Annotated in this window: 13 protein-coding genes, 1 pseudogene and 1 riboswitch; of the genes and pseudogenes, 2 read left to right on the forward strand and 12 right to left on the reverse strand. The window is 63.5% G+C overall.

Going from position 1 to position 17,805, the window contains the following annotated elements; genetic code table 11:
• Positions 1 to 346: 346 nt before the first annotated feature.
• The 12 genes and pseudogenes from NL2_RS02695 to NL2_RS02750 form a co-directional block, all read right to left on the reverse strand.
• Entirely contained in the window at positions 347 to 892 is a 546-nt protein-coding gene (locus NL2_RS02695; RefSeq protein ID WP_068071422.1) for a histidine phosphatase family protein, read from the reverse strand.
• Positions 877 to 1,662, reverse strand: a complete 786-nt coding sequence (locus NL2_RS02700; protein WP_068071424.1) for an adenosylcobinamide-GDP ribazoletransferase — start codon at positions 1,660 to 1,662, stop codon at positions 877 to 879. The genes NL2_RS02695 and NL2_RS02700 overlap by 16 nt, the downstream gene beginning before the upstream one ends.
• Positions 1,659 to 2,675 (reverse strand): nicotinate-nucleotide--dimethylbenzimidazole phosphoribosyltransferase, encoded by a 1,017-nt coding sequence (gene cobT, locus NL2_RS02705; protein WP_068071426.1) that lies wholly within the window; start codon positions 2,673 to 2,675, stop codon positions 1,659 to 1,661. Before cobT ends, NL2_RS02700 begins: the two co-directional genes overlap by 4 nt.
• A complete protein-coding gene (gene bluB, locus NL2_RS02710; protein ID WP_068071428.1) occupies positions 2,672 to 3,310 on the reverse strand; it encodes a 5,6-dimethylbenzimidazole synthase in 639 nt (212 codons plus the stop codon). Before bluB ends, cobT begins: the two co-directional genes overlap by 4 nt.
• The gene (locus NL2_RS02715) at positions 3,307 to 4,770 is read right to left on the reverse strand and encodes a cobyric acid synthase (RefSeq protein ID WP_068071430.1); all 1,464 of its coding nucleotides are present in this window, start codon (positions 4,768 to 4,770) and stop codon (positions 3,307 to 3,309) included. Before NL2_RS02715 ends, bluB begins: the two co-directional genes overlap by 4 nt.
• Positions 4,758 to 5,670: pseudogene (gene cbiB, locus NL2_RS02720) on the reverse strand (adenosylcobinamide-phosphate synthase CbiB). Before cbiB ends, NL2_RS02715 begins: the two are co-directional and overlap by 13 nt.
• Complete coding sequence (locus NL2_RS02725; protein WP_068071432.1) at positions 5,667 to 6,440, reverse strand: ABC transporter ATP-binding protein; 774 nt, start codon at positions 6,438 to 6,440, stop codon at positions 5,667 to 5,669. Before NL2_RS02725 ends, cbiB begins: the two are co-directional and overlap by 4 nt.
• Positions 6,440 to 7,399 carry a FecCD family ABC transporter permease gene (locus NL2_RS02730; protein ID WP_068071504.1) on the reverse strand — a complete coding sequence of 320 codons (960 nt, stop codon included), beginning with the start codon at positions 7,397 to 7,399 and terminating at the stop codon, positions 6,440 to 6,442. Before NL2_RS02730 ends, NL2_RS02725 begins: the two co-directional genes overlap by 1 nt.
• Positions 7,396 to 8,148, reverse strand: coding sequence for an ABC transporter substrate-binding protein (locus NL2_RS02735; protein ID WP_245647540.1), 753 nt, complete (start codon positions 8,146 to 8,148; stop codon positions 7,396 to 7,398). The genes NL2_RS02730 and NL2_RS02735 overlap by 4 nt, the downstream gene beginning before the upstream one ends.
• Positions 8,149 to 8,255: 107 nt before the next feature.
• Positions 8,256 to 8,879 carry a cob(I)yrinic acid a,c-diamide adenosyltransferase gene (gene cobO, locus NL2_RS02740; protein ID WP_068071435.1) on the reverse strand — a complete coding sequence of 208 codons (624 nt, stop codon included), beginning with the start codon at positions 8,877 to 8,879 and terminating at the stop codon, positions 8,256 to 8,258.
• Entirely contained in the window at positions 8,872 to 9,849 is a 978-nt protein-coding gene (locus tag NL2_RS02745; protein ID WP_068071437.1) for a threonine-phosphate decarboxylase, read from the reverse strand. The genes cobO and NL2_RS02745 overlap by 8 nt, the downstream gene beginning before the upstream one ends.
• A gap of 16 nt (positions 9,850 to 9,865) precedes the next feature.
• Positions 9,866 to 11,782, reverse strand: a complete 1,917-nt coding sequence (locus tag NL2_RS02750) for a TonB-dependent receptor plug domain-containing protein (protein ID WP_245647541.1) — start codon at positions 11,780 to 11,782, stop codon at positions 9,866 to 9,868.
• Between the two features lie 114 nt (positions 11,783 to 11,896).
• Positions 11,897 to 12,099, reverse strand: a riboswitch (cobalamin riboswitch).
• Positions 12,100 to 12,135: 36 nt separating this feature from the next.
• On the opposite strand from NL2_RS02750, the gene cobU reads away from it, so the two are divergent.
• On the forward strand, positions 12,136 to 12,645 hold the full coding sequence (gene cobU / locus NL2_RS02755; RefSeq protein WP_068071506.1) for a bifunctional adenosylcobinamide kinase/adenosylcobinamide-phosphate guanylyltransferase: 510 nt from the start codon (positions 12,136 to 12,138) through the stop codon (positions 12,643 to 12,645).
• A 162-nt stretch (positions 12,646 to 12,807) separates the two neighbouring features.
• Positions 12,808 to 17,565, forward strand: a complete 4,758-nt coding sequence (locus NL2_RS02760; protein WP_068071508.1) for a DUF3320 domain-containing protein — start codon at positions 12,808 to 12,810, stop codon at positions 17,563 to 17,565.
• The last annotated feature ends 240 nt before the right edge of the window (positions 17,566 to 17,805 follow it).

The following is a 17,805-nucleotide window of genomic DNA, read 5'->3' on the forward strand; positions in this document are numbered from 1 at the left end:
AGCTGACCTATGCGGACATGAAACCTGGTGGAGGAGGGACCTTTTATGTAATTCTAAACTATTGATAAACAATAGACTTATACCCATCTTTGTCCACAATGCCCCCCAGCCCACTTCTGCGATGAGATGCACTTCCGATCAATGCGCGCTTCACGGCGCGGGCGAAGTTCTGATCAATGCATCGCTGCGGACGTGAAGGTGGCCAGCCTTCCTGTCCGTACCCGATGCCTGCGCCCGGAGATTGGCGCCGGTCCCGCCAAAGCACAGCACCAGCATCGTTCAGGCGATCCATCGAGCCGCTCAAAGCTTAGCTGCCAGGCCGGGGACCACCCCGGCGCAGGGTGGATCAAAGCACTGTCACCGAGCCTGTTGGCGGAACCAGATCTGTAATCCGTTCAAGTCCATCAGCCATCCGTGCCGCACGGGCGGAGGCAATCGGTCCGCCGTGCGTGACGATAATGACGCTGCCGTTGCATGGTACGCTGGCCAGTGCGGCCGTTATCCGATCGATCAGCTGCCGGGTCGTCTCGCCGCTGCCGCCGGGCCGGAATGTATCGGGTGCGTCAATCATCCCGTTCATGGCATTGCCGGTTTCGCGGTAGATGGCGTTCCAGCAGCGCCCCTCCCACGATCCGAAATCGCGTTCGCGCCAGAGCGGTTCGGCAATCGGCACGATTCCGAGCCTTTCCGCCAGCGGCAGCGCAATGGCGCGGGTACGCTTCATGTCGCTATGGACAATGGCATCCGGCCCCAGCGCGGTGAGTTGATCAATTAGCAGTGCTACCATCGCCTGTCCCGCGCGCGACAGGCCCGGATCGCTTTGGCCATAGCAGCGCTTTTGCCAAGCTGACTCCACCGGCGGATGGCGGACCAGGATTATGCGGCGGGCCATCGTGCGGCCACGCCAAGCAGCAGGATAAGCTGGCCGGCATAGACGGCAAAGCCGAGGCAATCGCCCGTTACGCCGCCCAGATGCCGCATCAGCGATTGCCGGAACCATAACAGGAAGAGCAGGACGCATCCTGTCCCGACCAGCAGCGCGCCGGGGGCAATGGTGGCCAGCGGCGCGAGGAAGGGCAGTACCAGCAGGGTTGCGCCGCTCAGGATCGCCAGTCCGGGGCGCTGGCCGATGTCTTTTGCCAGACTGCTGGGCTGATCGAGCGGGGGCACGATAACCATCGCCGCCACTGCTACCCAGCGGCCAAACGCGGCTGAGGCAACCAGCGCAGGAATGAGCAACGCCGCCGGAAGCGTGATCAGCAGTGCTGCTCGCAGGCCCACCGCCAGCATTAGTCCCAGCGCGCCATAGCTGCCGACGCGGCTGTCCTTCATGATTTCGCGGATGCGTCGCGCAGTCATGCCGCCGCCGTATCCGTCGCAAAAATCGGCCACGGCATCTTCGTGGAATGCGCCGGTCATCCGGGCCTCGACGATCAGCAACAGTGCTACTGCGACGAAGCGCGGCCAGAGCATTCCTGTGCCCCACAACACCAGCGCGCCGATGCAGCCAACCAGTCCGCCGACCAGCGGGAACCACAGGACGGAGCGGCGCAATTCGACTTTCAACTGCGCTTCATCAAGAGGCGGGATTGCGGCGCTGACAGGCAGACGTGTGAGGAACTGGATTGCCAGCAGCAGCGGCAGGAAGACAGCTCTGATCATTGCCCAAGAACTTCTGCCAGGGTGGCAACATCGCTGAGCAAGGCGGCAGCACTGTCCAGCAAGGGAAGAGCAGTAAGCGCGCCGGTGCCCTCGCCCAGCCGCATCTGCCAGTCGAGTATGGGTGTGAGTCCAAGCTGGGCCAGCGCCGCAGCATGCCCCGGCTCTGCCGAGCGATGGCCGGCGATCATGGCGCGGGCGGTGCCGGGTGCCAGCGCTTCGGCGATCAGCGCTGCGGCGGTGGTTACATAGCCGTCGAGCACCAGCACGGCACCCGCTGCTGCGCCAGACGCATAGAATCCTGCGATAGCGACGATCTCGAACCCGGCGATGGCGGCCAGCGCTGCCTTGTCGCGCGCGCCGCCGAGCCGGGCGACTGCCTGTTCCACGATAACGCGTTTGTGCAGCCGCATCGCCGCATCCGCGCCCGCGCCGCTGCCGGTGGCGGTATCGGCGTCCGCGCCGGTCAGGGCATGCGTGAGGCAGGCCGATGCCGTGGTGTTGCCGATGCCCATTTCGCCTGCGATCAGCAGGCGATAGCCCGCTGCCACCGCTGCTTGGGCCTCATCCGCGCCCAGCGCCCATGCGGCATCGAATTGCACGATATCCATCGCGGGGCCGGTGGCGAGGTCAGCCGTGCCCGGCGCGACCGGCGCGGAACGGAAATGCGGGGGGAACGGGCCGACGGGCGGGTATTCAGGCGGCTGGGCCATCCCGGCATCGACCACCCGCACATCCACGCCGTGCGCTGCGGCCAGCGCGGTGCTGCTGGCGCGGCCTAACAGGATCGTGGCGACCATCGCCGTCGTCACGGCCTGCGGCCAGGGCGTGACGCCTTGCGCCACCACGCCGTGGTCGGCCGCGAACAGCACCAGCCGGCGCGGGTGGGTGAGGGGCGTGAGGGTGCCCTGCGCCACTGCCAGTTCGGCCGCCAGCGCTTCCAGCCGGCCCAGACTGCCGGGCGGCTTGGCGAGGCTGTCGAGGTGCGCTTGCGCCAGTGCGGGCGTGATCGTCATCGGGTGAATCTCGTCTGATCGGCAGGAAGGCGGTCTTGCCAGCGGCGGCGGACCAGTTCCGGGGTTTCGTGCTGTTCGGCGGGATAGCCGAGGCAGAGCAAGGCGACGAAGCGCCAGTCTTCGGGCACATCGAGCAGGCGGTTAATCGCCACCGGATCGACAATCGAGACCCAGCCCACGCCGATGCCGATGGCGCGGGCCGCCAACCACAGCGTGTGGATCGCCATGACGACCGAACAGGCAAGCGTTTCCGGCATGGTCTGGCGGCCAAGACCGTGGCCCGCCGCAGGATTGGTTTCGCAGAATACGGCAAGCGGTTCTGGTGCCTCCTGCAATCCGTGGAGCTTCAGCGCATCATAGGCGGCGCGGGTTTCATCGCGGTAGATCGCTGCCGCCTTCCGGTTTTCCGCTTCGACATGAGCGACAATTGCAGCGCGTCGTTCCGCCGACAGCACCCGCACGAAACGCCACGGCTGGCTGTTGCCGACTGACGGGGCAAGGGCGGCGCGGTCGAGCAGATGATCCAGCGTGCCGTCTGGCAGGGGAACCGTCTGAAAATGCCGCACATCGCGCCGCCATGTCAGCAGCGTATCGAGTTGTTCGGCAAATCCGGGCGGGAAGATGGGGCCGGTCATTCTGCCAGTCCGGCGATGGCCAGCAGGCGGTCCACCGCAACGTGCCGTTCCAGCGAAGCCGCCAGTTCATCCAGCGCGGCGTCCACCGCTGCATCCTGATCGACGCCGTTCGATGCGCCATCGATCCAGCCGCGCCGCTGGGCGGCCAGATTGAACAAGCCGTGGATGTAGCAGCCAGCCACGCGCCCATCTGGACTAACGGCACCTTCATTGCGGCCATCGGCCATGCGCAGCAGTGGGCGGGCGGTGCCAGTCGTGGCTCCGGCATGAATTTCATACCCGCGGAACGGCGCATTGTCGGCGAGGCTGGTGCCCACCGCTTCGCGCAGGGTTTTGCCTGCCTGCATCACCGTATCAACCGACAGCAGGCCAAGGCCGTCCACCGTTTCAGGAGCGCCCTCGACCCCCGCCGGATCGGCAATCGTGCGGCCCAGCATCTGGTAGCCGCCGCAAATGCCCAGCACCCGCCCGCCGCGCCGAACATGGGCGGCAATGTCGATGTCCCAGCCTTGCGCGCGCAGGAATTTGAGGTCGGCAATCGTCGCCTTGGTGCCGGGGATGATGATGAGCGAGGCGGTGGCGGGGATCGGTGTGCCCGGCGGCACCATCGTCAGCCGCACGCCGGGTTCATTCGCCAGCGGATCGAAATCATCGAAATTGGCGATGCGCGACAGCATCGGCACGGCAATTTCCATCAGGCCGTTGCCCGAAGCATCAGGCGTTTGCAGCGTAACCGCATCCTCGGCCGGCAGCGCGCGAGCGGCGGCGATCCACGGGATAACACCAAGGCCTGCCCAGCCGGTCCGCTCGGCAATCGCGGCATAGCCATCATCGAACAGCGCCACATCCCCGCGAAACTTGTTGATCAGGAATCCCCGGATCATCGCGGCATCTTCGGGTTCAATCACCGCCTTGGTGCCGACGATGGAGGCAATCACCCCGCCGCGATCGATATCGCCGACCAGCACCACCGGAACATTGGCGGCGCGGGCAAAGCCCATATTGGCGATGTCGCCGGCGCGCAGGTTGATCTCTGCCGGGCTGCCTGCGCCTTCCACCACCACGATATCGGCTGCGGCTCGCAGACGGTGATAGGATGCCATCACTGCCTCCAGCAGTTCGCCCTTGCGGCTGCGGTAATACTCTGCGCCCAGCGTGCCCTGCACTTTGCCGTGAACCACGACTTGCGCCGTCCGGTCCGACTGCGGCTTGAGCAGCACCGGATTCATATCGACCGACAGCGGCGCGCGGCAAGCCAGCGCCTGCAAGGCCTGCGCCCGGCCGATCTCACCGCGCATACCCAGTTCGTCGGGGGCGGTGACGGCGGCATTGTTCGACATGTTCTGCGGCTTGAACGGCAGCACGTTCAATCCGCGATTGGCCAACAGCCGGCACAGGCCCGCAACCAGCACCGATTTGCCGACGTCAGAGCCAGTCCCCTGCAACATCACAGCAGCCATGCAGCGCCTCCAATGGTCAGCCATAGCAGCGCGCAGGCACGACGATAGATCGACATGGCCCGGACAAGATCGGCAACAGCCGGAGCAGCCCCATCGCCCAGCGTTTCACGCGCGATCCATTCTCCGTCATAAGCCGCGCCGCCGCCCAGCCTTACGCCCAGCGCGCCCGCCATCGCGCTTTCCGGCCATCCGGCGTTGGGCGCCGGCATCGCGCCGCAGGATGCGCCAGCCGCCGCCTCCGGCAAAGCAAATCAACATGCCGGCAATGCGCGCGGGCAACCAGTTCAGTACGTCATCCAGCCGAGCGGAGGCCCAGCCGAACTGGCGATAGCGGGCATCAAGGTGGCCGATCATGCTGTCGGCCGTGCTGATGGCCTTGAAGGCGAACAGGCCGGGCAGGCCAAGGATCAGGAACCAGAAGGCCGGGGCGACGATGCCATCGCAAAAGCTTTCCGCCAGCGTTTCGGTGGCGGCCGCGGCGATGCCAGACGTATCCAGCGCAGCAGTATCGCGCCCGACAATGCCGGACAGCGCAAGGCGGGCTGCGTCCAGATCGCCCGCCGCCAGTGGCCGGATCACGGCTGCGACATGATCGTGCAGGCTGCGCTGCGCAAGGCCGGCGGTGGCGATCAGGATGATGGCGATCATGCCGCTCCAGCCACTGGCCAACCGTTCGATCACCAACCCCGCCGCGCCGCCGGTCACCACCAGCACAAGCGCCGCCAGCACCCCGGTCGCGCGGGCATGAGGCGCGCGGTTCCAGTGTCGGTCCATGGCCGCGATCATCCGCCCCACCCACATTACCGGATGGCCGATGCGCGCCAGCAACCACGCCGGATAGCCGAGCGCGGCCTCTACGATCAGCACCGCGAGCAGTTGCTCAGGGCGGTCCATCATCATCCCACCCGGGCAATCGGGGTGATCACCGGTGCGCCGGTTTCGTCCTGCCCGATATGCACGCGCACGCCGTAAGCGACTTCGAGCACGGCGGGCGTCAGCACATCTGCGGCGGTGCCAGAGGCGATGATTCCGCCTTCTTTCATCACGATCAGATGATCGGCGATCCGCGCCGCCTGGGTCAGGTCATGCAGCACCAGCACCACCCCTGCACCAGCCGTTGCGGCCGCGCGGAAGCAGGCCATGGCATCAAGCTGGTGCGCCGGATCGAGGTTGGCGAGTGGTTCGTCGGCCAGCACCCAGTCGGGCTTTCCCGCCAGCACTCGCGCCAGCAATACCCGCGCCTGTTCACCGCCGGACAGGCGCTGGGCCTTGCGGTCTGCAAAGCGGGCGCAATCGGTCTGCTCCATGGCTTCGGCGATCGCGGCCTCGTCCGCTGCGCTGCGGCCCCAACGGCCATGATGCGACAGGCGGCCCAGCGCGACAAGCGCGCGGACGTTGATGTCCCAGTGGATGTCCGCCTGTTGCGGCAGCAGACCGATCTGGCGGGCGCGCTCCATTGCAGGGATGGCAAGGAGTGGCCTGCCGTCCAGCGTTACCATACCGCTATCTGGTGTGCGCAAGGCAGCCAGACACGACAGCAGCGTGCTTTTGCCCGCGCCATTCGCCCCGAGGATGACCGTGACACTGGCCCGGGGAAATCCGCCACTGACATCGCACAGCACAGGCCGTCCGCGCAGGGTGAGCGCGAGGTGATCGAACCGCAGAGCCATCACGCTACCTCTCGCCGCATATTGAACAGCAGCATCATGAAGAACGGCGTGCCCAGACAGGCCATCGCGATGCCCAGCCGCACTTCCGAGGTGGAGGGCAATATCCGCACCAGACAGTCGGCCAGCACCACCAGCAAGGCACCAGTCAGCGCCGAGGGGATCAGCAGCGCCGACGGCTCATGCCCGACCAGCGGCCGCACCAGATGCGGCACCACCAGCCCGACAAAACCGATGATCCCGGCCACTGCCACCGAACTGCCCACCGTCAGCCCCACGCCGATCACGATCAGCCATTGCAGCCGTGCCATGTTCACCCCCATCGACCGCGCCGCCGCATCCCCCAGCGTCAGCGCATCGAGGTAGCGCGCCGCCCACAGCAATGCACCCATGCCCACGGCCGAAACCGGCAGGGCAATCCGCACATCGTCCCAGCTGCGGTCCATCAGCGCGCCCATCAGCCAGGTGACGATCTCAGACGAGGCAAAGGGCGTGGGGGCAAGGCTGATCAACAGGCTGGTCAGCGCCCCGGTCAGGCTGGAAAGGGTCACGCCGGCCAGCGTGAACAGGATCAGGCTGCCCGATCGGCCCGCCAATATGGCCAGCGCCGCCATGCCAAGGCCAGCCCCCGCCAGCGCAAAGATCGGCAGCAGCCAGGCGGATACGGCAAAGCCGAAATAAAGCGAGACAACCGCGCCCAGCGCCGCGCTGGACGACACGCCGAACAGGCCGGGATCGGCCAGCGGATTGCGCAGATAGCCCTGCATCGCCGCCCCCGCCATGCCAAGACTCGCGCCAACAATGGCACCAACGAAGGCGCGCGGCAGGCGCAGCTCCATCACGATCAGCGATTGCAGATCGCCAGACAGCCAGTGATCGAACGGCACCCATGTCCGCCCGGCCATCAGCGATCCCAGCATGGCCACCAGCAAGGCGGCCAGCAGTCCGAAATTAAGCCTCATCGTGATGCTCTCCATGCGCGCCGCACCGCCGCCAGCCGCTCGACCGACCGGATGATAACCGGCCCGCCGCAATGCAGCAGGTTGGAGGGATATTGCGCGATATTGATCCGCTTGCCGGCCTTGATCAGCGCGGGATGGGTCAGCATCCGGTTCCCATCGCCGTTGCCCGCACCCATGTCTGCCCGCCCCGCCAGCAGCACGGCGGGGGGATGGGTAAGCAACCCTTCCAGCGGCAGCATATCCCATTTCTTGAGGCCCATTTCGCCGCTCATGTTGTGGAACCCGGTATGGGCCATCAGTTCATCGGCCAGCGTGCCCGTGCCCGGCACCAGTCCGCTGCCCTGCCAGATCAGCGCGTCGATCGGCGCGGCGCTCCAGCGGCTGGCCGCCATCGCCGCATCGATGCGCGCATTCAGCGCTGCGCCTGCGCGGGCACGTCCGATCCGCGCGGCAATCTCTGAAATCTGCGCCTTGTTTTCTGCCACGCTTTCGGGGACGGGCAATTGCATCAATGGGATGCCCAGCCGCCGGAGCGCGGCAATCGTCTGGATGGATACATGCGGCCCGGCGATCACCAGATCCGGCGCGGCGCCAATTACATCCTCGGCCGAACCCGATATTGCCGGATAGCGCAGCGCGCGGCCCAGCGGGATTGAGGTGGCGCGGGGATCCTGCGAATAATGGCTGATCGCGGCGATCTGCGCCGGGTCGGCAATTTCCATCAACACAGCATCGACGCAGGGGTTCATCGAGACGATCCGCCGGGGCGGGCCGTCCACCCTGGAGACAGCGCGACCGCCTGCTGTACCGCAGCCGGCAAGCAGCGTCAGTGCGGCAAGCAGGGCGGCTCTGCGGATCAATATTCGACACCCTTCTGCGCCTTGAACCCAGCCTTGAACGGGTGCTTCACTTCCTGAAACTCGGTCACCAGATCGGCGATCTCGATCAGTTCCGGCTTGGCATTGCGCCCGGTGATGCAGATGTGCTTTTCCAGCGGGCGATCCTTCAGGAACGCCACGATCTCGGCAATCGGCAGCGTATCGTCGCGCAGCACGATGTTCAGCTCATCCAGGATGATGAAGTGGTATTCCGGGTCCATGATCAGCGCCTTGGACCGTTCCCAGGCCGCCCGTGCCGCCGCAATGTCGCGCGCGCGGTCCTGCGTGTCCCAGGTGAAGCCATTGCCCATCACATCGAAGGTCAGCAGGTCCGGATTGGCGGCGAAGAACGCCTTCTCGCCCGTGTCCCAGCTGCCCTTCACATATTGCAGGATGCCAACCTTCATGCCCCAGCCAACGCTGCGGATGGCCATGCCAAAGGCGGAGGACGACTTGCCCTTGCCATTGCCGGTGTGGACGATCAGCAGCCCGCGCTCGATCGTCTTGCGCGACTGAATCTTGTCGCGCGCGACTTTCAGCTTTTTCATGCGCGCGTTGTGGCGGGTGTGACCGTCATCATCCGTAATAGTTTCTTCAGTCATTGCGTTTGCTCCACGACAGCAAGGCGGTTTCAAGCCTTGTCCAATCCGTTTCCGTCCCGGGGATACCCAGCCGCAGCTGACCTGGGCGGTCGATAAAGGGCCGCACCAGTATGCCGGCCCGGCAAAGATGGGTGAACAGGCCGGGGGCATCAGGGGCGTGACACAGCCTGAAATTGGCGGTGCCGCCCGCATCTTGCAGCCCATGATCCGCCAGCAATGCGGCCAGCCGCACGCTGCCTTGCGCCAGCCGGTGCCGCTGCAAGCCCTGCCATGCCCGGTCGCAGTAGGCAGCGGTTCCGATGGCGATCGCTGGTCCGGAAATGGGCCAATCGCCCAGCAGGCCGCGAAGTTCGCGGATCACCGGCTTATTGGCGACGACGAAACCCAGCCGTACACCGGCCAGGCCGAAGAACTTGCCGAACGAGCGCAGCACGATCGCTCCGTTGCGATGGGGTAGCATGCTGACTTCCGGCATGGCATCGGCAAAGGCCTCATCGACGATGCGGATGTTACGCAGTCGCTGGAGCTTGCGTGCTTCGATCACGGCGCCGTCGGGATTGTTCGGATTGGCGCAGATCATCAGATCGGCATTGCCCGCCTTGTCGAATGGCAGCACCCGCGCCTCGGGCCAGGCAGCGCGATAACCGGCATAGCTTTGCCCCAATATGGCCACACGATCCGCCGGCAGCAATCGGGCCAGCAGGCGAATGGCAATGTCGCTACCCGGGACGGCGGCTATCTGTTCGGTGTCGTTCATGCCGAACACGCGCGCCGCCGCAAATTCTAGCTGCTCCAGCGCCGCGCGCGAAGGCAGGGCCTGCCATGCCTGCGGCTCGACAGCCGGCAGCGGCCAGGCCCAGGGGCTGATGCCGGTCGAGAGGTCCAGCCAGGGGCGGGGCGCGGCCGGGTAAAGCCGCGCCGCCGCCGCCGTCTGTCCGCCGTGCCACATCAATGCGGCATGCGGGTCCACGGTTCTGTCGCCCCGCTCAGAAGGCCAACCGCACGCCCGCATAGGCGGCGCGGCGCGGCGTGCCGTAGCGGTAGCTGGTCTCGTACTGCTCGTTGAACAGGTTCTCGATCCGGCCGTAGAGTTCGATATTGCGGGTCACCGGGTAAGCGGCGCGCAGATCGACCAGCACATAACCGTCCAGCTTGCGGGTGTTGGAGGCATTGTCGAAGCTTGGCCCGACATGGGTAATCGTGGCCCCGGTTTTCAGCCCGAATGACCAGTCGTAATCGGCCGACAGGTTGACGCTGTGCCGGGGACGCCGCACCAGATCAAGGCCTGTGGCGGCATTGATCGCATCGACATAGCCATAGTTGGCCTGCACGCGCAGCGCGTCGACCGGCTTCAGCGTCAGGACGAATTCAAGCCCCTGCGCCCGCGCCTTGGCAACATTGTCATATGTGCCGTAGGGGCGATTGGTGCAGATGCCGGTCAGTACCGTGCAACCGATGAAATTGATCAGGTTGCGCGTGTCGCGGTGGAACCAGGTGGCGCCAACCTCGATCCTGCCGTCTATCAGCTTCTGCGTGATGCCGGCATCCCAGCTGCGCGAGGATTCCGGCTTTAGCGCCGTGTTGCCGTAATCGCTGAACAATTGGTACAGCGACGGCGTCTTGAACCCCTCGCCATAGCTCGCGCGCAAGGTGGTGCTGCCTTCGTTCGGCGTGAGTACCGCGTTCGCGGAAAAGGTCGTTTTGCCGCCGAAGGTATCATGGTCGTCACGGCGCAGGCCTGCGCTCAGGGTCAGGCCGGTAACCGGCTTGGCGCTGAGCTGGCCGTAGACGCTGTTGATCCGCGCCTCTGCCCGCGAGAACGGGCTTCCATAGCTCGATGTGCGGAAGCTGGCCTTTTCCGTTTCAGCCCCGAAGGTCGCGCTGACAGCATCGATGATGTCGACATTGCCCTGATATTCGAACCGTTCATTGCGGCCCCTAGCGTTGAAAGTTTCGAATTCCGTGCCGCCCGTCAGGTCGGTGTTCCGACGGCGCGTATCAGTCAGCGTATAGGCGATGCGGTTACGAAAACGTCCGTCCAGCAGGGCAACGTTCAGCCCGGCATAGCCCACCAGTTCCTTCGTTCGGGCAAATTCAGGCGTGTCGCCAAAGCTGTAGGTCGGCGGCGGGAAGCCATCGATGCCCACCTTGCCATCGGAATACCAGCCGCGCAGATCGACCGAAACCGCGTCCGACAGGGCAATGTTGAACTTCGCATTCGCGCCGAAGTTGCGATAGCCGTCGCGCTCCTTGCCGCCGCGCGTTTCGTTGAACGTCGAAAAGCCGTCCGTGCGCAGATAGCCTGCACCAACACTGGCGGAAACCGGTCCGAACTTGCCCGATACATTGCCAACCACGCGGGCAGTATCGCGCCAGCCGTATTCTGCCGCTGCATTGATAGCCAGTTTCTCGGTGGGGGTGCGGGTAACGATGTTCACCACGCCGCCAATGGCCTGACTGCCCCACAGCACTGACTGTGATCCGCGGACAACCTCGATCCGTTCGATATTACCGGTCAGCAGATTGCCAAAATTGAATCCGCCGCCAGGCGTTGAGGGGTCGTTAATCTTGACCCCGTCGATCAGCGCAACCGTCTGGTCGCTCTCCGACCCGCGAATATTGACCGATGTTGTAGTGCCAAGTCCGCCATTGCTGGTGACGGTGATGCCGGGCACTGAGCGCAGCAGATCGGTAACCGCGACCGATTGCCGGGTAACGATATCATCCAGCGTGATGACAGTCACCGACTGGGCGACTTCGGATGTGGTTTGCTGGGTGCGATTGGCCGAGACGATGATGGCGTCGCTGTCGTCCGCATGAGCGGTCGCAGGAATGATGGCCACGGATATGAGCAGGGCCGACTTGAAAATACGCATGGGATTTCCCCTTTTGAACAACTTCAAAAGAGCCGCACGACAGCGGTCACGCGCAGGACACGAATCCCACCGCATGCGACTCTGGCTTAGTCGTCACGCGAGGGATTCCTCGATCATCACCCGGCACACCCCGTCCGGATAAAAGAACGACCGTTACGGGCAGGTCTCCTGGCTCTCGGGTCAATGTCGGCCGCCTCACCTTCCCGGTCCCGAGGGACCAGTGGCGTAACGAAGCGGCGACTCGCCGATCACAGTTGCGGGGGCAGCTTCGGATCATGGCGTTGCGGCCATTCCCGAATTCCCTATTCATCCCATCGCTGGGAACCTGTAACGGACGCGCCTATGTCGCAGCGCAACATGAAAGGCAAGCGGAAGCAGTGATGGGCAGGGTAGTTCTGGTGCTGGGTGGAGCACGATCGGGTAAGAGCGGCTATGCCGAAGAACTGGGCGACGCCTTGGCCGGCCCGCATTTCTACCTCGCGACCGCGCAGGCGTTTGATGATGAAATTACCCAGCGAATCGCCCGCCACCGCGCAGACCGGGCCGGTCACTGGCAAACGGTCGAATGTCCGTTACCTTTGCTCGACGCGATCCTGGAACACGACGCAGAAGGCAGCGTCATTCTGGTCGATTGCCTGACCCTGTGGCTGAGCAACCTGATGCTCGGGGATCATGATATCGCGGCAGCGCGCAGCAGTCTGGCTAACATGCTCCCGGCGGTGCAGGGCACGCTGCTGCTGGTGTCCAACGAAGTGGGGCAAGGAATTGTCCCGGATAATGCCCTGGCCCGGCAATTCCGGGATGAGGCGGGTTGGCTCAATCAGGCCTTGGCGCGGGCGGCAGATGAAGTGTGGTTTGTGACGGCGGGCCTGCCTCAACGGCTGAAGTAGTTGGAGTTGTCAGCGCCGCTAAGGCCTACTCTCCCGCAATACGCCGCCCGACTGAGCCAAAAAGTCTGTGAAGGTCATGCAAATTGATGACACTTTCTTGTTTTTGGGAATTGGCCTGCCCCGCCCATCCGTTGTAGTCCTTTGCGCAAGGAGCAATTTCTGATGGCGGACGACGAAACAAGAGTATCTATTCGTGATCGACTTCTGAAGGAGCGTCATGCGCTTCTCGATCTTTCGACACGCAATAGATTGCTCAATACGCCACTGCGAACGAAGAATAATCGCGCCATCGAGATCGTCGATGAAAAGGCTGTCGAGGTTTTCCGTCTGCTCACATCGAACAGGGCGCTGAGTTTCCTGCCTGGTGTTCAACTGAGCGAGGAAGATCGCGCCGAGTTGGATCCTGACGACGACATTACGGGCGGCATTCCGCAGCCAGGTGATGACACGGTGGACGATCGAGGCGTTGCTTCGCGTCATGCTGACTTGCGGCTCCAGACCCGCCTTACCTCCGAGGGATTGCAAAAGCGCTTATTCGACGTCTGGTACGATGCGCAGACACTGGAGCAGGAACAAGGCGTCAACGTCCTGTATCTGGCCATAGGGCTACTCCGCTGGTTCGACAGCGACAGTTCGGACATTGCCCGGCATGCGCCGTTGGTTCTGCTGCCCGTGAAGCTGGATCGCAGCAGCGCGGCTGATCGTTTCAAGCTGCGCTGGCGCGAGGAGCCGGCTTCACCGAATCTCACCCTTCAGGCCAAAATGCGCACCGAGTTCGCCCTGACGATCGAAGACTTCAAGGATGAGGACGAGGTCGACCTGCCGGGGTATTGCGCGAAGGTCGCGGAAACGGTTTCGAACCAGAAGCGGTGGGAAGTGTTGCCCGATGCCATGGTGCTCGGCTTCTTCTCGTTCTCGAAATTCCTGATGTACCGCGATCTGGATCCTGACAACTGGCCTGCCGAAGCTGGCATCGATACCAAGGAAATGATCGGTGCGCTGCTGCGCGATGGTTTCCCCGAAAGCACGCCACTTGTTGCCGACGGCGCGGCCATTGACGATGTCATCCGCCCGATCGAGCTGCACCACGTTGTCGATGCGGACAGCTCGCAAACGGTCGTGATTGCCGAAGCTGCGGGCGGGCGGTCGATCGTGGTCAAAGGGCCGCCCGGCACCGGAAAATCTCAGACGATCACCAACATCATCGCTGCTGCCGTTGCGCGCGGGAAGAAAGTTCTGTTCGTCGCCGAAAAGATGGCTGCACTCGATGTCGTGCATCGGCGACTCAGACAGGTGGGTCTGGGGCCTTTGACGCTCGAACTCCATTCCAACAAGGTCAACAAGCGCCTGGTGCTCGAAGAGCTGAGGCGGACCCGGGACGCACAGCATCGTCCGGCGCGCGGCGACATCACAATCGTTGAGAAACTGGGCGACGCAAGTGGAGAGCTGAACAGCTTTGCGCGGCGTTTGCATAAGCCGCTAAGCCCGTCCGGCCTTACGCCGCAAGCCATTCTCGGGCGACTGACGCGCGCTCAACTTGGTGATGTATCGCCATTTGAACTGCAGGGCGCGGACAGCTGGGATCGCGAAACGGTCGCCAAGAACCACGCGATCATCGCCGATGTTGCCGAGCGTGCTCAAACTTTAGGAGCGGTCCCGAAGAACGTGTGGCGAGGTGTCCGCTGCGCTGCTCTCGATCCGGTCGAACGCCAGACGCTTGGCAAGCGGATAGTCGCTGCCTCCGCTGTATTGGAACGGGCTTGCTCACTTGCCGCCGTCGCGAGCGAAAATTTGAGTGCCCCTGCCGTGTCGACAATCGCTGACTTGCGCGGATCACTCGATTTTCTGTCAGTTACGCCGGTGCCGTCCGGAACCGATCGTGCTGCCCTGACAGTGCCAGTGTGGGCGAAGGGCAGTGAGGAGTTGCAGCGTTTGATCGCTGCTGGCTGCGCCTATTCGGCGAGCTGGCGCGACGCTGAACAAAGCTTCAACGACGCAGGTCTTGCTGCCGATTATTCGACGATCCGCTCGGCTGTCGTCATCAAGGGGGGAAGCCTGTTCCGTTTTCTGGACGGAAATTATCGCGCTCAGCTCGCCTTGCTTAAATCCTACCTCAAGGAGCCGTTGCCAAAGCCGCAGGACGAACGGCTGGCGCTTGTCGATGCCATGATCGCCGCGCAGGCCGCGAAGGGGAAGTTCGAAGCAGCGGCACCGGCCGGGAATGCCTTTGGATCGGCATGGAAGGCGGAGCATTCGGATTGGGATTTGCTCGACACCATCCTACAATGGCGCGGCGCCCACGCCTCGCTGCCTGATGCCGCTTGGAATCGTCTCGCCAATTTGGCCGATACGGCGGCGGTGGAGGTGGCGCGTCAGGATCTCGGCCCGGCGCTGGAGGAACTGGCCAATGATCTGGCGGGGCTGTTCGGTGATCTCAATCTCGATCTCCGCCGCGCATTCGGTGTCAGTGTTAGCGATGCGATCCCGGTGCAGGCGCTTGTCGAGCGGCTTCAGCAATGGGCTGCCGATCTCGAAGGACTGAGCACCTTCATTGCCTTCGCAACACGGGCGCAACACCTGGCGGATGCTGGCGCACCGTCACTCGTGGATGCCCTTTACGAAGGCGCTCTCGATCACAAGACGCTCGCTCCGGCCTTCGATCATGCCTATGCTGAAGTCCTCCGCGTGGCGCTTTTCGCTGCATGGCCCGAGCTGCGCGCCTTCGATGGCGACACCCATAACAATCTCGTCGGCCAGTTTCGCCAACTCGACAAGGCCAGGATCGAACTCGCTCAGGAACAGATTGTCGCCTCGCACGCCGAAGGGCGGCCACACGGGGCCGCCGGTATCGGCCCGCTGGGTGTGCTCAACGCCGAGATCGCCCGCAAGCGCGGCCACCTGCCAATCCGGGTGCTGCTGGAAAAGGCCGGGCCTGCGATCCAGCAGCTGAAGCCCGTCTTTATGATGAGTCCGCTCTCCGTTGCCCAGTTTCTCAAGCCGGGCGGACTGCACTTCGACATTCTCGTGATGGATGAGGCCAGCCAGATCGAGCCGGTGGACTCGCTTGGGGCAATCGCGCGCGCCGATCAGATCGTTGTCGTCGGTGACGAAAAGCAGCTGCCGCCCACCGCCTTCTTCAAGAAACTAACCGGGGAGGACGATCCCGAGGAGAGCGATGACGGTGTCACCATCCAGGCCAAGGACGCGGAATCGATCCTTGAGCTATGTCTGGCGAAGGGTGTCCCGTCGCGGATGCTGAGTTGGCATTATCGCTCCAAACATCAATCGCTGATCGCCGTCTCCAACCGAGAATTCTACGAGAACAAGCTGTTCATCGTCCCAAGCCCCTATGATGCGGTCGCGGGCATGGGTTTGAAGTTCAACCTGCTCAAGGACACCGCCTACGACCGCGGTGCATCACGCACCAATCCCAAGGAGGCGAAGTCGGTCGCCGAGGCAGTGATCCGGCAGGCGCGTGAAAATCCCGACCAGACGCTGGGTGTGGCGACCTTCTCCGTTGCCCAGCGGCAGGCCATTCTCAAGGAGCTCGAGCTGTTGCGGCGTGCAAATCCGGATGTCGAGGATTTCTTCGGTGCCGGGTCGGTTGAACCGTTCTTCGTCAAGAATCTTGAGAACATTCAGGGCGATGAGCGCGACGTCATCTTCATCTCGGTGGGATACGGGAAGACTGAGCAGGGCTATCTGGCTCATGCCTTCGGTCCGCTCAGCGGAGAAGGCGGCGAGCGGCGCCTCAACGTGCTGATCTCGCGTGCGAAGCTGCGCTGCGAAGTTTTCTGCAATTTCACTGGTGCCGATATCGATCTCGAGCGGACGAAGGCGAGGGGTGTTACCGCGCTGAAACTCTTCCTGACTTTCGCTGAAACCGGCCATTTCGGCATGGGGGAGGTGAGCGGCGAGGATTTCGACAGCGAGTTCGAGATTCAGGTTTGTGAGCGCCTGCAGGCCCTTGGATACGATGTGAAGCGCCAGATCGGTGCCTCGGGGTTCCGCGTGGACTTGGCCGTTTCCGATCCCGAAAAACCCGGTCGCTTCGTGCTTGGCATCGAGTGCGATGGTGCGCAGTTCCATTCGTCGCGATCAGCCCGCGACCGTGATCGGCTGCGCCAGCAGGTGCTGGAGGCGCATGGCTGGATCATCCACCGGGTGTGGAGTGCGGACTGGTATCTGCGCCCGCAGGCAGAACTCAAGAAAATCGAGGATGCCGTCGCAGCCGCGCGAGCCGAATGGGGCGCCCGCGACGAGGAAGGATACAAGCCTGCGCGCGCAGTGCCGCTATCCTTCGAAGCGGAACTGGTTGGCGATCTCGATATCGTCACGGCTTTCGTCGGTACGGATTCTGGTTCGCTGCCTGCCCGGGCGTCATACATCGAGGCAAGCTTTCCGGTGAACCGGCAGTTCGAACCGCATGAGGTGCCCGTCGGTCAGATGGTCGATTATGTGGTGAAAATCGTCGAGGCGGAAGGTCCGGTCCATATTGAGGAAATCACGGCGCGCATCCGCAATCTTTGGGGACTGGCGAGAGCGGGATCACGTATTCGCGGGGCTGTAGAACGCGCCGCGTCGATTGCCGTGCAGATTGGTCGGTTGACAGACGGCCCGTTCCATACGGTGCCTGGGCAGGCGGTGATGGTGCGGGATCGATCGATGGTGACATCTGCAACACTTCGGAAACCTGACATGTTGCCGCCCGCCGAGATTAGCCAGGCTATGCTCGATATCGTCGGCGCCAACTACGGTGCGGGACAGGCGGATCTTATTCAATCCGTTTCACGCGCATTTGGTTTCTCGGCAACCAGCACCCAGCTACGTTCGGTTTTGTCATCGGCCATTGATCGCCTCGTGGCCGATGGCTTGCTTGCTGCAAAGGGCGAGATATTGGTTCTGGCTGCGAAGAACTGATGCGTGGCAAATCGTGTAAACGCGCGAGGCAATGGCAGGCGCCCTCTCTCAGGAGAGGCACCGAAAGGCGCCAACACCGGAATGGCATAATTTACTGTCCAGCAAAGCAGCGTGCAGCAAGCAACACGGTGACCACGATGGCGCGCCCGCTGCTCGGAACGGCCGGCTGATATGCCAAGCGTGACCGGCGATCTTGAGCTCGAACTCGCCAGCCAGGAAGGCATTGAGACGGTGCTCGTG

Origin of the sequence: Novosphingobium lentum NBRC 107847, assembly GCF_001590965.1 — a bacterium.
Lineage (GTDB): Bacteria > Pseudomonadota > Alphaproteobacteria > Sphingomonadales > Sphingomonadaceae > Novosphingobium > Novosphingobium lentum.

Bases quoted from the DNA above. Each gene is read 5' to 3' on its own strand.
- NL2_RS02695 (WP_068071422.1), bottom strand. From the start codon at position 892: ATGGCCCGCCGCATAATCCTGGTCCGCCATCCGCCGGTGGAGTCAGCT.
- cobU (WP_068071506.1), top strand. From the start codon at position 12,136: ATGGGCAGGGTAGTTCTGGTGCTGGGTGGAGCACGATCGGGTAAGAGC.
- NL2_RS02725 (WP_068071432.1), bottom strand. From the start codon at position 6,440: ATGGCTCTGCGGTTCGATCACCTCGCGCTCACCCTGCGCGGACGGCCT.
- NL2_RS02715 (WP_068071430.1), bottom strand. From the start codon at position 4,770: ATGGCTGCTGTGATGTTGCAGGGGACTGGCTCTGACGTCGGCAAATCG.
- cobO (WP_068071435.1), bottom strand. From the start codon at position 8,879: ATGACTGAAGAAACTATTACGGATGATGACGGTCACACCCGCCACAAC.
- NL2_RS02730 (WP_068071504.1), bottom strand. From the start codon at position 7,399: ATGAGGCTTAATTTCGGACTGCTGGCCGCCTTGCTGGTGGCCATGCTG.
- NL2_RS02735 (WP_245647540.1), bottom strand. From the start codon at position 8,148: ATGAACCCCTGCGTCGATGCTGTGTTGATGGAAATTGCCGACCCGGCG.
- bluB (WP_068071428.1), bottom strand. From the start codon at position 3,310: ATGACCGGCCCCATCTTCCCGCCCGGATTTGCCGAACAACTCGATACG.
- NL2_RS02760 (WP_068071508.1), top strand. From the start codon at position 12,808: ATGGCGGACGACGAAACAAGAGTATCTATTCGTGATCGACTTCTGAAG.
- NL2_RS02700 (WP_068071424.1), bottom strand. From the start codon at position 1,662: ATGATCAGAGCTGTCTTCCTGCCGCTGCTGCTGGCAATCCAGTTCCTC.
- cobT (WP_068071426.1), bottom strand. From the start codon at position 2,675: ATGACGATCACGCCCGCACTGGCGCAAGCGCACCTCGACAGCCTCGCC.